The 14,521-nt window shown below is 60.3% G+C and carries 8 protein-coding genes; 2 read left to right on the forward strand and 6 right to left on the reverse strand.

Annotated features, from left to right (window positions below; genetic code table 11):
* The first annotated feature begins 56 nt into the window (after nt 1–56).
* On the forward strand, nt 57–1,610 hold the full coding sequence (locus tag CKW38_RS15415; protein WP_095113184.1) for a PLP-dependent aminotransferase family protein: 1,554 nt from the start codon (nt 57–59) through the stop codon (nt 1,608–1,610).
* On the opposite strand, the gene CKW38_RS15420 is transcribed toward CKW38_RS15415, so the two are convergent.
* From CKW38_RS15420 to aspA, 6 genes are all read right to left on the reverse strand, one after another.
* On the reverse strand, nt 1,567–6,171 hold the full coding sequence (locus CKW38_RS15420; protein ID WP_095113185.1) for a dermonecrotic toxin domain-containing protein: 4,605 nt from the start codon (nt 6,169–6,171) through the stop codon (nt 1,567–1,569). The genes CKW38_RS15415 and CKW38_RS15420 overlap by 44 nt on opposite strands.
* Before the next feature lie 152 nt (nt 6,172–6,323).
* On the reverse strand, nt 6,324–7,349 hold the full coding sequence (locus CKW38_RS15425) for a histone deacetylase family protein (protein WP_095113186.1): 1,026 nt from the start codon (nt 7,347–7,349) through the stop codon (nt 6,324–6,326).
* Nucleotides 7,350–7,554: 205 nt separating this feature from the next.
* The gene (locus CKW38_RS15430) at nt 7,555–8,547 is read right to left on the reverse strand and encodes an AraC family transcriptional regulator (protein WP_095113187.1); all 993 of its coding nucleotides are present in this window, start codon (nt 8,545–8,547) and stop codon (nt 7,555–7,557) included.
* 247 nt (nt 8,548–8,794) lie between these two features.
* The gene (locus CKW38_RS15435; RefSeq protein WP_095113188.1) at nt 8,795–9,799 is read right to left on the reverse strand and encodes an asparaginase; all 1,005 of its coding nucleotides are present in this window, start codon (nt 9,797–9,799) and stop codon (nt 8,795–8,797) included.
* Nucleotides 9,800–9,971: 172 nt separating this feature from the next.
* Entirely contained in the window at nt 9,972–11,420 is a 1,449-nt protein-coding gene (locus tag CKW38_RS15440) for a sodium:alanine symporter family protein (protein WP_007912101.1), read from the reverse strand.
* 452 nt (nt 11,421–11,872) lie between these two features.
* Complete coding sequence (gene aspA, locus CKW38_RS15445; RefSeq protein WP_007912102.1) at nt 11,873–13,297, reverse strand: aspartate ammonia-lyase; 1,425 nt, start codon at nt 13,295–13,297, stop codon at nt 11,873–11,875.
* 180 nt (nt 13,298–13,477) lie between these two features.
* Here aspA and CKW38_RS15450 point away from each other — a divergent pair, with 180 nt between their 5' ends.
* The gene (locus CKW38_RS15450; RefSeq protein WP_095113189.1) at nt 13,478–14,386 is read left to right on the forward strand and encodes a LysR substrate-binding domain-containing protein; all 909 of its coding nucleotides are present in this window, start codon (nt 13,478–13,480) and stop codon (nt 14,384–14,386) included.
* Nucleotides 14,387–14,521: the final 135 nt, after the last annotated feature.

The raw sequence follows: 14,521 nt of genomic DNA on the forward strand, positions 1-14,521 counted from the left end.
CAGGCTATTGGTCTGTTGTAAGAGCCATTGATGACCAATTTCATAGGTCCATTGCCATGCCCGATTCGCCAACGTTGTCCATGCCCTTCAACCCTGCCGGTATCGAGCTTGATCGGCGCCAGGGCTTGAGTCGCCAGCTCTATCAGGCGTTGCGCCTGCGTGTGCTGGATGGACGGCTGGCGAGTGGTACACGGTTACCGGCCAGTCGCGATCTGGCGGCGGCGTTGGGGATCTCCCGCAACAGTGTGGTGCGCGCCTACGATCAACTGTATGCCGAAGGCTTTATTGAGGGGCGGGTAGGGGATGGCACCTACGTCGCCCAATTGATGCCCGTGACGACCCCAACGAAAAAACTATCCACAAAAGTATCCACAGGGTTTTCAACAGGCTTACCCACAGCCTTATCCACAAATTGGCTGGATTTACCTGTGATTCCATCCAGTAAAGTTATCCACAGTGATAATTTTTCGCGCATTGAAAAGAACCATTTGGCCCGACCCCCGAGTGGTCCGCCGCGAGCATTCAGGGTGGGTGTTCCGGCGTTTGATCTATTCCCCTTCGAGGTGTGGGCCAAGCTGAATGCGGCTTTCTGGCGTAAACCGGATCTGGAGCAACTGTGTTACGGCGATCCGTCCGGCGATGCGCGCCTGCGTGCAATGATCGCTGCCTATCTGCGCAGTTCGCGCGGCATGCAGTGTTCACCTGAGCAAATTGTGATCACCAGCGGCGCACAGCAAGGCATTAGCCTTTGTGCACAGTTGCTGGTGGCGCCGGGCGACGGTGTCGCGATCGAAAATCCTGGCTACCGCGCGGCCGGTCATGCGTTCGCTGTGGCGGGCGCTCGTTTGCACGGTATTGCCGTAGACGAAGAGGGCATGGATTGCTCGGCGCTGTCGGCCACCGGGGATTGTCGCGTGGCGTATGTCACGCCCTCTCATCAGTACCCGACCGGCGTGGTGATGAGCCTGGCGCGACGCCTCGAACTGCTCGCCTGGGCCGAGCGCTGCCAAGGCTGGATCGTCGAGGACGATTACGATGGCGAATACCGTTACACCGGCGCGCCGCTGGCACCGTTGGCGGCACTCGATCGACAGGGACGCGTGCTGTATGTCGGCACTTTCGGCAAGGTCGCATTTCCGGCGCTGCGCCTTGGGTATTTGGTTTTGCCGCCGGGGCTGGTGGATGCGTTCTCGCAACGCCGGGCGGTGGATGTCCGGCATTCCGAGGTGAGTACGCAGGCGGTGATGGCTGAGTTCATGGCGGCCGGGCATTTCCAGCGGCATATCCGGCGCATGCGCCGTGCCGCGCTGAGCCGGCGCAACACCTTGCTCGACGGTTGGCCAACCGCCATCGCCGGGGTGGGTAATTTGCCCGCCGTCTCTGCCGGGCTGCACCTGACTGTGGCCGTGGACAGCATCGAGCGCGAGCAGCAGTTGATTGCGCAAGCGGCTGGCGTCGACGTCGAGATCAACGGCTTGAGCAGTTACTGGCTGCCGGACTCGACGACGCCGCTGGACCAGCGTGCCGGGCTGGTCCTGGGCTTTGCCGCTGTCCCTGAACCGGCAATCAACGCAGCGTTGATCCGGTTACGGCAGGCGTGGAAGGCGTGAGAAACAGTGCCTTCGCCGATTTGTCGGAAATGCCGCTGCGATGGATGTCGATCAGCGCCTGATTGTTCAGAAAGCGCGGCTCATAGGCACCTCCCATACGCCGCTGCGCCACGGTTTTCATATGGCCGACGGGGAAGGGCCCGACGGGCGCCTCTGCACTGCTGTAATGGAAATGTGCGTAACACAACACCTTGTTGGTGTGGGCGTCGCGTACTTCGTACTCGTCGAGGAAATCCCTGGCCTGACCTTTGAGCCTGCGTCGCGTCACGGTTTGTGCAATCCGGACTTCGCCCTTGTCCTTGAGCCACTGCACTCCTGCGGCAGTCGGTAGCTGTTGCTTGACCATGCCGATACGGGTGCTGGTACCTTTTTCTTCAAGTTTATTGGCAGCGTCGTCAAGCTTGTGGCCGAGTTCTTCGGTCGGCTTCTTGAGGTCGGCTGTCAGGTTGCTCGCAGTCAATGCTTCATCGATTGCCGCGTTGGCTTCCCGCAGGACGGCCGCATGCGTGTGGTATTGCTCCTCGACCTCGACAGGGATCCGCCGTCCTCGTTTGAGCTGTGCTTCGATACGTCGGTGAAAGCGGGCCAAACCGTCGATCAGGGCCTGACCTTCACGAACACTGCTGCTCAGGGAGGGGCGGGCCTTGGGCGGCTGGGGTTTCGCTGTGCGCTGTTCGACCCAGACACCAGGCGATTCCTCCTTGAACGTGGCGATGACCCCTGTCAACGTGGTTCGGACTTCGACCAGGTCGGTATCCGGGCCTTCGAGGCTCTTTTTCCGTTCGCCGACCACCGTGCCCCTGGATTTGGTTTTGATGATCCGTCGCGTCGATGAAGAGGCAGATCTCGGTCTGGAAGGCCCCGGCCCCGGTTCCAGCAAGTGCTTGTAGCGCAGCAGTTCGACCAGTTTGCTTTCGGTGCGGGCCTGGAACGCGCTCACCCGGCTGCGTACATGCTCCAGGCGTGCGGTATTGATCTGCTCGGGGTAGTCGATCAGCAGATCGCCAAAGCGTTGATTGATGGCAGAAAATTGTTCGGCCACATTGTTCAGGGCATCCGTGCGTTCGCGCAGATTTTCGAGGCTTTCATCCGCGGTCAGATTCAACGTGCTCTGGATACTCAGCGCGGCGTCTTCGATAAGACTGCCCAGCGTTTTATAGGCATTGGCGGTGTCCGCCGTGGCAGCGGCCTTGATGCAGATTTCCTGGCCGAGACTGATCTGCAACAGTTTGAGGTCGTTCAGTTCATATTTCGGTAACGCCTCGCGATAGGTTTGCAGCACCTCGACAGCTTTTTTCCCCAACAACTTCAGTTCGTCAAAACGGCTCTGGGCCATCTCTATTTTTTCAATGATCGCCTGGGTCTGATCGGTCATCTTTTCGAAGGTCTGAACAAACGCCTGTACGGCGAAATCACCTTCATTGGCCAGCATTGTCTGCATTGTCTTGAGGTTGGCCTGGAACTCTGTGGAGTGCAGTTCGAGCCATTCCTGGCCGAGAAAAAGCTGCATCTCCAGGCGCTGGATCATGACGATGCGGTAGTTGGGAATGGGCTCCTTCAGATGCAACGCCTTGATTTGTTCAATGTTCGCGCCGTACGCCTTGTGCTGTGCGTCGAGTGTCGCCAGATACTGCTCGCGCGCCGGTGCCCGGGCTTCCCCGAGCGCATTGCTCAAGGCGTTATGGTCGGCGTCACGCTGAACCTGCTTGGTTTGCATCGTTGCATCGAATGCGCTGATTTCGGCGGTCAGTTGCCCGGCATCCATTTTGTTGACGTCTTGAACAGCCTCAAGGGCGCTGTCGAGTCCGCCGCCGCGCAGGCGCAATCGAAGGTCTACCACCCATTGACCGTTGGCGGTGCGAGTCAGCTGCGGCCCGTTACGCGGCGGTTGCTGACGTGAGTCGATGATCTGCACCTCGGCGTGCTCATTGAACATGACTTCGAACCAGCGCTTGCCGACGGGGGCGAACCATTGTTTCTGGCGGGGATAAAGGTGCCTGTGCGTACCCTCCCTGGCGGCGTCGCCGATGCCTCTGGGTTTGGCGATCTGTAAACTGTCGAGCAGCGCTGCCAGTGCGACCGGGGATCGTTTCAGAGCAGTGAAGGGGTTCACCACCATCTCATGCGCGATGGGCAGTGCAGTGCTGGAAACGTCCGGCAGCTGCAAAGGTTTGCTGAAGACGAGGTCGGTGGTGACGGTGGGGGTCGGTTCTTCCTGCGAGATCGACTCGCTGATTGGCTTGTCGCCCATTGCTGCGCGATGGGCGAGGACCATGCCCAAGGCCAGAAGAATGTCGGTGAGGGCCGTCCAGGCAATCTTGCCGGATTGCTCATTGGCCACATCGCTGATTTCTTGCAGGTCGTCCATGATCTGCCAGATCCACGCCGCCGTGCCGACGCTGCGCCCGAGGAACGGCAAGGCGGCGTTGAACAGCATCCAGCCGCCGTGTTTAAGCGTGACCCAGCGTGCTTCTGCGTCAGAGACCGATTGGCGGTCGGCCTGGGTGATGACTGCCTGCACGTTGCTGTTATGCAGGGTCGCGAGTACATCGTGGTTAATCGTTGTTGTCGCCAGTGCAACGGGGCCGGACATGTCGAGGGCGGTCAAAGGGTTCACCAGCAATTGCGGGATCGTCCAGACAGAAGGCAATCGGGCGGTGAAGACGAACTGGCTGTAGTCGAAGCGCACGTCGTCCGGCAACCAGGCCAGGACCGACTCGCGCAGATCCCGTGAATGCTGGATTTCGTACAGCAGGTTGGCGTGCGAGGGAAATTGCATCAGTGCCTTTTCGAACAGCGGTCGATAGAGCAGACACGGCCCCTTGTCCGTCTCGCGCGGGCCGATGACGAACATGTTATTGACGGTGTCCGCCTGTGAGCGGCTGCGATGGGCAACGAACCCCAGCGGGCGAATGACGATTTCATCGCGATCGACATAACGCTCATCGCTGGCGTTTGCCAGCGCGGCCACCACATAGCGATAACCCTGCTCAGTGATGCCGGCCTTGCGTTGTATTTTGTGCTGCAACGCTAGCAGCGGCAGTTCGATGGGCAACTGGCTGGTGTAGAGCGCTTGCAGTGCCGACGCCTGCTCTGTGTCGTCAATCAGCAGGTTTTGCAGGTACGCCGGGTAGGTCTGGCCGATATCGACGCTGCTGACCAGTTGTTCCAGGTAGCTTGCAGTCATCCACTCAGGCGCCGCGCCGCCATCCTTGTAACCAACGGTCTTATTGCCTGCTGGATGCCCTGCGAGGTTTTGCAGGGCCAGCTCGATGAGCGACAGCGTCTGGGTTTGCGTGTTACCCGGCAAGACGAATGTGCCCCAGACCACCAGGCTGGTGATGCTGATTTCGATGTCATCGATCCTCACCTCGCCGGCCTGCGGATGATCCTTGGCGATCTGTTGTTTCAAGGCATCACGGGTGAACGCTTGCAGGCTGATGACTTCGCTCTGAAATGATTTTCCCTTGTTCGTGTGCTGCACCATGGTCAGATCCAGCAGGTGCCGGCTGTAACGGGTTTGATCGGCGGGAGAGGCGTTGTCGAGCCAGGCTGGCAGCATCGGACGCAAGAGATCGATGTGAGGCTTGAGGCGCGGTGTCGGCTCGCGGGGATTGCCGACAGTCCCGGCGTGCGGATAAAGCTCGCTGGAACTCGAGCCCTGAAAATAATTGATCGCGCCCAGCGCTTCTGCTTCCAGGGCAACCAGTGTGCAGGCCTGATAGTCGAAGAAATCGCCCTGCGGTTCGACCAGTCGCCATTTCAACCCGGTCCCGGAGGCACCTTTCCAGTAACGACGCGGCAGGGCTTCTCCGAGCTTTGCCAACGATTCAAAACACTCGAATCCTTTAAGCACCGAGTGGGTCATGATCAACGTACGTTTGTCGTGGGTGCCGATCAGTACAGCCGTATCGAGCAGGCTCACGTGGTTCTGCTCGTCGCCCTCGCCGCGGTCAAGATCAATCAGGCAGGCGCGGGTCTTGTATCGGTCGGTGGGCAGTCGTTGGTGTTTATCCGGGAACGTGTAAAGCGCTTCGGCCATGGCGCGCTGGTCGGCGTCCCAGTCCGGGTTCGCGTCGATCTTCCACAAATTGCGCAAGGCTTGTGACAACTGCTGCCAGCGCGGCTGCCCCGGATAGGTGAAATCGTCCCAGTAATTGACCTGCTGTTCCTTGTAGGCGATGAACAGCAACGGTGCCAGTTCATTGAGCAGCTTGCCGATTGCGCTGATTTTTACCGGCAGCTGGATGGCGGACGGCAGGTCCGGTTGCAAGGTCAGATAATGCTCACCGTCGAGATACGCCACCGTGGTGCCGGAGAGGCCCAGACGTACCAGGGTGTCGGTCAGCGATTCGATCAGATGGCGACCGGGGACCACTTGATCATTCTCAATGACCCAGGTCGGTCTTACGACCATGGCCAGTTGCGGGTCGAGATCGAGGTCGGGATACAACGTCCTGAGCGCCGGGCGCAGCGTTTTCGACGCGACTTCTCGCAGCGAAGGGCCGGTCACCAGTTGGGTCACGACATCGACGGCGCTGGGCGAAGGGATTTCGGGCATGGGCAACTCCTGCTCTGATGGCCGCGCCGAAAGGGCGACGGTTCCGGGCAAGGTAGAGGCGGGCTGCGGCGCGCGTGCGGTACATACATATTGCGGGCGAAAAAAGACCCGCCTGGGCGGGTCTGGTTTTTACGGTTGCGACGGGACTGTGGTTATTGTTCGAAGCCTTCCAGCACGTTCACTGCGTTGATGCCGATTTCCTCTACAGCGTAACCGCCCTCCATGACGAACAATGTCGGTTTGCCGAGTGCAGCGATGCGTTTGCCCATTGCCAGATAATCCGGGCTGTCGAGTTTGAACTGCGAGATCGGGTCATCCTTGAAAGTGTCGACACCCAGCGACACGACAATCACGTCGGCGCCATACCGCTCGATCTCGTTGCAGGCCTGATCCAGCGCCGCACTCCATACCTCCCAGCCAGAGCCGGCGGGCAGCGGATAGTTGAAGTTGAAGCCTTCACCGGCGCCTTCGCCACGTTCATCGTCGTAGCCGAGGAAGAACGGGAATTCCGCCTCCGGATGGCCGTGGATCGAGGTGAACAGCACGTCGCTGCGCGTATAGAAAATCGACTGCGTACCGTTGCCGTGGTGATAGTCGACATCGAGGATCGCGACTTTTTTGTGGCCTTGATCGAGGAAAGCCTGCGCGGCGATGGCGGCATTGTTGAGGTAGCAATAACCGCCCATCAAATCGCTGGCGGCGTGGTGTCCCGGTGGGCGGCACAGGGCGAAGGCACTGCGCGCGCCACGCTGGATTTGCGCTTGTGCAGTCAGGGCAACCTGCGCCGCGCTGTAGGCCGCTTGCCATGTACCGGCGGTGATCGGTGCGCCGCCGTCGAAGCTGTAATAACCGAGCTGACCATGCAGGCTGGTCGGTTTGATTGCACGCAGGGTGCGCGCCGGCCAGGTGTAGGGCAGCAGATCACCGTCGGTGTTGAACTCAGTCCAGCGATCCCACGCGCCTTTGAAGAAGTCGAGGTAGTCGCGACTGTGGATACGGGCGAGGGGTTCCAGGCCGAAATCTTTCGGTGCCTCGACCGGGCCGAGATTCTGGTTTTTAACGCGCTGCAGCACATGGTCGGCGCGCGACGGCATCTCGAAGCACGGCTTGAGCTGGCCATCGATGAGCTCGCAGCGGCCATGGTGCAGGTGGTGATCGTCCGAGTAGATCGTCAGCATTTGTTGTTCTCCGCAGGGCTGATTCGGTTGCCACCAGTGTTGCGGCGTGAGGCGAATCGGAAAACGGCAGGAAAGGCCAAAAGGGGATGGATATGGCCAAAAACACTGACCGAAATTGCCCCTTTAGGATCAAAAGATCGCAGCCTTCGGCAGCTCCTACGCCGATCCCTTATAGGAGTTGCCGAAGGCTGCGATCTTTTGATCTTCAGGCCCGGAATTGGCTCGGCGCCACGCCGCTCCAGCGCACAAAGGCATGGCGGAAACTGGCGGTCTCGCTGAACCCGAGCGTTTCGGCAATGCGATAGATCGGCAACTGATCCTCACACAACATCTGCTTGGCCCGCTCGAAACGCAGCTCATCGAGCAGTTCCTGATAGCTGCTGCCCATATCTTTCAAATGCCGGCGCAAGGTGCGTGGCGAACACTTCATCTGCTGCGCCAGACCTTCCAGTCCCGGTGCTGCATTCAGTTGCGCGCTGAGTAACTGTCGAATCCGCCCCAGCCACGCCTGACGCCCGGTGAACTCAAGATTCTGCTTTCGGCAACGTTCGGCCATGGCTTGGTGGGTGATGGCATCCGCCAACGGCAGCGGCTGGTCGAGCCAGTGCTGATCGAAGGCAAAGGCGTTGTCCTTCGCCGCGAAGTGCAACGGTGAGTTGAAGTGTTCGGCATAGCTGTCGCGATAGTCCGGCGCGGCGTGTTCGAAGCGCGTGGCGAGCAAAGGCAGCGGATGCCCGAGCAGGTCATCGCAAATGACTTTCAGCGACACCAGGCAGAACTCGGCGTTGAACACCGCCATCGCCGGGCTCTCGCGATAATCGGCAGCGACGAACCAGACGCGCTCGCCGTCGTCTTCCAGACTCAGTTCGAAAAGTGTTCCCAGCAGCGCCGGATAACGGATCGCCAGGCGCAAAGCGTCACCGAAGGTGGCACAGGTCAGCAGCGCGTAACCGAGGATTCCATAGCAGGACACGTGCATGCGCCGGCCCAGTTCTAGGCCGATATCGCGCTTGAGCGCGACGGCGTTGGCGCAGACCTGCATCTCCTGATTGGTGGTGATGCGCGTGTCGGCACGGCTGAGATCCGCCGCACTGATGCCGCTGCCGGCCAGCAATGCCTCGCTCGACAGGCCTTCGGCCTTGAAGGTGTTGAGGATCAGCGACACGGCGTTGAGGGTGGTGAGGTGGGAGTGGAGCATAGGATCTTCCAGCCTTGAAATGGCTGGATCGCAGCAAGTTGCATGCCGCAGCAGCCCCTCACCCCAGCCCTCTCCCAAAGGTAGAGGGGGCCGATTGGGGGATATTGGCGAGATACGCCGACCTGAAAAAACGCTGCCGAATCCATAATCGACTGTTTTTTCAGGTCGGCGTATAGCGCAAGACACTAAGGTCAGTTCCCTCTCCCTCCGGGAGAGGGCTAGGGTGAGGGCCGATCCAGAGCCATGCTCAGAGTAGCTCACCACACAGATCCAGTTCGATCAGCCGACGCACTTCTTGAGTTTCAAGGCCTGCACCGAGTAACCCATGCAACTTGCCGAACGCCGCTTCACGGGTCATGCCACCACCGGACAATACGCCGACACCGCGCAAGCGACTGCCAGCCTCGTAAACATCCAGCTCGACGCCACCCTCATGGCACTGCGTCACTGCAACCACCACCACACCGTTATCCCGTGCGCGGCCAAGGCTTGCCAGAAACTCAGGGTTGTCGCTCGGCCCGGTACCGCTGCCGTAGCACTCCAGCACCAGACCTTGAATGCCGCTGTCGAGGAGGCCGTCGAGCACTTCGGCGCTGATGCCCGGGAATAGCGGCAGCACGGCGACTTTGGCCAGCTGTTTCGGCTGGTTGTAATTCAACGACGCTGGAATCGAAGAGGCTTTGACACCGCCGCCCTGACGCTCAAGTCGTTTGAACGGATGACGGCCGAAGCTGCGCACCTTCGCGCAACGGGTTGGCGCCAGCAGTTCACCGTGGAAGTACAGATGCACACCGGGCGCCAGGCCTTGGCCGAGGGCAACCAGTGCGCCACTGAGATTCTCCCAGGCATCGCTGTCAGTAACGCCAGCCGGCAACATTGAACCGGTGAAGCACACACGGGCATTCAGCCCCAGCAGCTGGAAGCTCATCGCTGCCGCGCTGTAGGCCAGCGTGTCGGTGCCGTGCAGGATCAGCACGCTGTCGCAGCCTTGCACGTCAACGGCATCGACCACCGCTTCACGCAGTTGCTGCCAGTAGGCCGGGGTCATGTTGGCGCTGTCGATCAGCGGCGACATCTCGCGAAAGCGCCACTGCGGTACGACGAGTTCAGGCTGGCTGTGCAGATAGTCGCGCATCCGCGCTTCGAAACCGGACGCCGGGGCCAGGCCATTGGCGCTGGCCTGCATGCCGATGGTGCCACCGGTGTAGAGCACCATGACGTTTTGGGCGGCGGGGTAGGTCGACGAATTCATGGGGATTCTCCGAAAGGATGAGGTCCTTGTGGGAGCGAGCCTGCTGGCGATGGCGGTTCATCATTCAGCATTGATGTTGGCTGAAAGACAGCTATCGCGAGCAGGCAAACTCCGACAAGTTATTGCACCACAATAACTGACGGGCGCAGGGGATGCGCCCGTCATTCACCTGTCAGCGTTGCGCTGCAGGCACGCCTTGCGGCTCGGCTTCAGTCTTGCCGACAGCGGCAGACGGATTGGTCGGCCAGGCTTTCAGGTCGAGGTCCAGATCAGCAAATTTGCTCGAGTCGAACACCGGCTGTTTGACGCCGGCGCGGCGTTGCGCATCGTAGTCGCGCATCACACGCATGCCGACCTTGAACAGCATGGCCAGGGCCACGAGGTTGACGAAGGCCAGGCAGGTCATGGTGATGTCGGCGAAGGCGAACACGGTCGACAGGTCCTGCATCGAACCCCATACCACCAGCGCCAGCACCAGGCCACGGAAAATCATCAGCGCGGCGCGGTTGCGGGTGAGGAACTGCAGACTGTTTTCGCCCAGGTAGTAGTTGTAGAGGATGCAAGTGAAGACGAACAGCGACAGCGCGACGCTGACGAACATGCGACCCCAGTCACCGACCACGGCGGCCAGCGAGTTCTGGGTCAGGACGATGCCGTCACCTTCGAAGCCCGGGGTGTAGAAGCCCGACAGCAGGATCAGCAGCGCAGTACAGGTGCAGATCACGAAAGTGTCGAGGAACACACTGAAGGCCTGAACCACGCCCTGCGCGCCCGGGTGTTTCACCGCAGCCACGGCAGCGACGTTCGGCGCACTGCCCAGGCCCGCTTCGTTGGCGAACACGCCACGCTTCACGCCCATGACGATGGCGCTGCCGAGCAGACCACCAAAGGCCGGATCGAGGCCGAAGGCGCTCTTGAAGATGGTTTCCAGCATGGCTGGTACGTGTTCGATCTGAGTACCGATCACGTACAGGGTCACGCCGATATAGGCGAGGGTCTTGATCGGTACCAGCAGGTCGGACACCGAAGCGATACGCTTGATGCCGCCGATGAAGGTAATGGCCAGCAGCACTGCCAGGACGATACCGGTGTGTTGTGGGTTGAATTCAAAGGCGTTCTGCAGCGAGTGGGTCACGGTGTAGGACTGCAGGCCAATGAAGGCGAAGCCGTAGGTGACCAGCAGCAGGACCGAGAACACTACCGCCATGCCTTTGAGCTTCAAGCCGTGCTGGATGTAGTAGGCCGGGCCACCACGGTACAGACCGTCGCCATCGGCGCGCTTGTAGACCTGGGCCAGGGTGCACTCGAAGAAGCTGCTGGACATGCCGACCAGTGCGGTCACCCACATCCAGAACACCGCACCTGGACCACCGAGTGTCACGGCGATGCCGACACCGGCGATGTTGCCCGCACCAACGCGGCCGGCAAGGCTGAGCATCAGGGCCTGGAACGAGCTGAGTTGCCCGGCGCTGCCCTTGAGGCTGTCGCGGAACACCGCGAACATGTGGAAGAAGTGACGCAATTGAACGAAACGCGAGCGAATCGTGAAGTAGCTACCGAGCCCGACAATGAGCACGATCAGTACTTTCCCTGAGAGGAAGTCGTTAATGACTTCGAGCATGGATTTTTCCTCGCTGTTTTTTGTGTGAGCAAATGCTGGAAGGTCGGAAACATCGCGTTACACCGGTTTGCGCGCGGCACAACAGGTGAGGCGAGGGTTTCGTCCCGGATCCATTTCGCGGGTTTGTTATTAGTTCGGGTTTCACATGGGTTATGGCCTCGTTACCGACGACCGCTCATGCGAAGAGGGGCGGCACTATACCGATCAGTGGCGCGCCCGTCTGCACAGTCGTGGTGCAAGCGACGAAACGAGGCTTTGAAACACCCGGCGTTACCGGCGCCGGGCTTGTGCAGGAACTGCTCTTCTGTCAGAGCGAGCAATCCCCAGACATACGGGTCTCAGGGTCAGAAAGTTAAAAAAAAGGGCTTGGGGACTAAATCCCCAAGCCCTCAAAAGGTGAGAGGTGTCTAGTCCCTCGACCTGGTGAGCGGTGCTACAAGTAACGTGTCGGCTCAGGCTTTCAGCGGAACCAGACGCGGAGCAATCATGTTTTCCGGGCGCAGGATGTCGGCGAGCATGGCTTCGTCGAGCAGGCCTTCTTCGCGCACCAGTTCCAGCACGCCGCGGCCGCTTTCAAGAGCAAGACCGGCGATACGGGTGGCGTTTTTGTAGCCGATGTACGGGTTCAGAGCGGTAACCAGACCGATCGAGTGCTCGACCAGTTCACGGCAGCGCGCTTCGTTGGCGGTGATGCCGACGATGCAGTGCTCGCGCAGCATGTCCATGGCGCGTTGCAGCAGGCGGATCGAGTCGAAGATCTTGAAAGCGATCAGCGGCTCCATCACGTTAAGTTGCAACTGGCCGCCTTCGGCTGCCATGGTCAGCGCCAGGTCGTTACCAATTACTTGGAACGCCACCTGGTTAACCGCTTCCGGAATAACCGGGTTGACCTTGCCAGGCATGATCGAGCTGCCTGGCTGACGCGCTGGCAGGTTGATTTCGTTGATGCCAGTGCGTGGGCCGCTGGACAGCAGGCGCAGGTCGTTGCAGATCTTCGACAGCTTGACCGCGGTGCGCTTGAGCATGCCGGAGAACAGCACGAAGGCGCCCATGTCGGAAGTCGCTTCGATCAGGTCGGCCGCCGGAACCAGCGGTTGACCGCTGATCAGGGCCAGACGCTGTACCGCCAGCGCTTGATAACGCGGGTCGGCGTTGATGCCGGTACCGATCGCGGTGCCGCCCAGGTTTACTTCAGTCAGCAGTTCCGGGGCCAGCGTCTTCAGACGGGCCAGGTCTTCGCCCATGGTGGTGGCGAAGGCACGGAATTCTTGACCCAAGGTCATCGGCACGGCGTCTTGCAGCTGGGTACGGCCCATTTTCAGGACGTGATCGAATTCCTTGCCCTTGGCCGCGAATGCCTGAATCAGGCTGTCGAGGCTGGCCAGCAAGGTGTCGTGACCGAGCAGCAAGCCCAGGCGGATCGCCGTCGGGTAAGCGTCGTTGGTCGACTGCGCCATGTTCACGTCGTCGTTCGGGTGCAGGTACTGGTACTCGCCTTTCTGGTGACCCATTGCTTCCAGCGCAATGTTGGCGATCACTTCGTTGGCGTTCATGTTGGTGGAGGTACCGGCGCCACCTTGAATCATGTCGACCACGAACTCTTCGTGGTAATCACCGCGGATCAATCGGGCACAGGCTTCGCTGATGGCAGCGTGCTTGGCTTCGCTCAGATGACCCAACTCGCGGTTGGCGTCAGCAGCGGCCTGTTTGACCATTGCCAGGCCGACAACCAGTTTCGGGTAATGCGAAATCGGAACGCCGGAGAGACGGAAGTTATTCACCGCTCGCAGGGTCTGGATGCCGTAATACGCTTGAGCCGGTACTTCGAGGGCGCCAAGCAGGTCGTTTTCTGTGCGGAAAGATGCAGCGGAGGACATGATAGAAATCATCTCGATATGGACCCGGTCTGTGCCGGAACGCTGCGAATGCTAGGCTTGTAGGAAATTTTGGGCCAATGCTGTTCAGCACTGCCCTATGCACATTCGGCATAATGCCCGTGTGACGCCGCGTGCGCGGCAGACGTGTGACCTGTTTTGGTGCGTGTCCGGGAGGACGTGATGAATCTGGAAAGCAAATGGCTCGAGGACTTCAGTGCTCTGGCCGCCACCCGTAGCTTTTCGCAGGCGGCCGAGCGACGCTTCGTGACCCAGCCGGCCTTCAGTCGGCGGATCCGCAGTCTGGAGGCTGCGCTGGGGCTGACCCTGGTCAATCGCTCGCGCACGCCGGTTGAACTGACGGCGGCGGGGCAGTTGTTTCTAGTGACCGCACGCACCGTGGTCGAACAGCTCGGTGAAGTGCTGCGTCATCTGCATCATCTGGAAGGCGGGCAGGGCGAAGTGATGCAGGTCGCGGCGGCGCACTCGCTGGCGCTGGGTTTCTTTCCGCGCTGGATCGCACAACTACGTAATGAAGGTTTGAACATCGCCACTCGCTTGGTCGCCACCAACGTCGGTGACGCGGTGCATGCGTTGCGTGAAGGTGGTTGCGATCTGATGCTGGCGTTCTACGACCCGGACGCGGCGATGCAGATGGACCCGGAGATCTTCCCTTCATTGCATTTGGGCCAGACGGAAATGCTCCCTGTGTGTGCGGCGGATGCCGAGGGCAAGCCCCTGTTCGATCTCGAAGGTGATGCGAGCGTGCCGTTGCTGGCTTACAGCGCCGGGGCGTTTCTCGGGCGATCGGTGAATGGCTTGCTGCGTCAGCGTCAACTGCGCTTCACCACTATTTACGAAACCGCGATGGCTGACAGTCTGAAGAGCATGGCGTTGGAAGGTCTCGGGATTGCCTGGGTTCCGCAACTGAGCGTGCGTGCTGAGCTGGCTCGCGGCGAACTGGTGGTCTGTGGCGGCCCGCAGTGGCACGTGCCGCTGGAGATTCGCCTGTATCGCTGCGCCTTGGTGCGCAAAGCCAACGTCCGTCTGCTGTGGCGCAAGCTCGAGGGTGGCGCTGCACAAGCTTCCTGAGCCTACGCGGACCCCTTGTAGGAGTGAGCCTGCTCGCGATAGCGTCTGCACATTCAACGATGATGTGACTGATACACCGCCATCGCGAGCAGGCTCACTCCTACAGGGGATTTGCGGTGTTCTGTCGCTGACCTT

It is taken from the genome of Pseudomonas sp. Irchel 3H7, from assembly GCF_900187605.1.
GTDB lineage: Bacteria > Pseudomonadota > Gammaproteobacteria > Pseudomonadales > Pseudomonadaceae > Aquipseudomonas.